Origin of the sequence: Pantoea sp. Morm (genome assembly GCF_016643525.1) — a bacterium.
Lineage (GTDB): Bacteria > Pseudomonadota > Gammaproteobacteria > Enterobacterales > Enterobacteriaceae > Pantoea > Pantoea dispersa.
Window position 1 is genome coordinate 1 of sequence record NZ_VOQX01000258.1, and the last position, 1,136, is coordinate 1,136.

Consider the following 1,136-nt stretch of genomic DNA (forward strand, 5'->3'; position numbering starts at 1 on the left):
AACTACACGCCAGAGCAGAAGGCGATTATCTGGGACAGATATAAGCAAGGTGATTCTCTGCATGATATCGCCAGAATGTTCGACAGATTTCATTCTTCCATCATGCCCACAATCCACCAGACAGGTGGCTACCGTCCTCCCGTTCGAAAGCGGCATCGATTAGCGCTTACGCTTGATGAAAGAGGGGAGATTTCCAGAGGGCTGGTAGCAAAACTCAGTATCAGGGACATTGCTGCCAACTTATCAAGAGCACCCTCAACGATTAGCCGCGAGGTCAGGAGGCACGGAGGTGCCAAGCAATACCGTGCAGCAAAAGCCGATACTGCTGCGTGGGAAAATGCTCTGAGACCAAAACCTTGCAAGCTAATTGAAAGCCCCACATTGTGTAAGATCATCGCAAAGAAGATGCATCAGGACAGATCGCCGGTTGGCTGAAACGCTGTTATCCGGATAATCAGGAAATGCATGTGTCACACGAAACGATTTATAAAACGCTTTTTATACAAACCCGGGGGGCATTTAAAAAAGAGCTACAGCAATGCCTCAGAAGCGGAAGAGCGGTTCGTAGATCCCGAACGTCATCACTTAAAGGGAAAGGATTAGGGAAAATCCCGAATGCGATACCTATCAGCGAAAGGCCACCGGAAGCCTCAGACAGAGCCATCCCTGGTCACTGGGAAGGTGATCTGATCCAGGGCTCGAAAAACTCCTATATCGTCACCCTCGTAGAACGCCATTCCCGCTTTGTTATGTTAGCCAAAATCAGGGACAACAAGACCATAACGGTTATATTTGCACTCATCAGACAAGCCCGGGAATTACCTGTTGAGCTATATAAAACATTAACCTGGGATCGGGGAGCTGAAATGACCAGCCACACCCGGTTTACTGTAGCAACAGACATCCAGATTTACTTCTGTGATCCTCAATCTCCCTGGCAACGTGGCTCAAATGAAAATACGAACAGGTTGCTAAGACAATATTTTCCAAAGGGAACTGACTTATCGGTTCACAGTCAGCAGAGACTAAACAGCGTTGCCAGACAGCTCAACGAAAGACCGAGAAAAACGCTAGAATATGAATCACCCGCAGAACGGTTCAATAAGTGTGTTGCGTCCATCAGTTGAACTCACAGC

At 47.8% G+C, this 1,136-nt stretch carries 1 pseudogene; it reads left to right on the top strand.

What is annotated here, in order from left to right:
* Positions 1–1,127 (top strand): annotated as a pseudogene (locus FT726_RS27385) (IS30 family transposase); the annotation flags it as partial.
* Between the last annotated feature and the right edge of the window lie 9 nt (positions 1,128–1,136).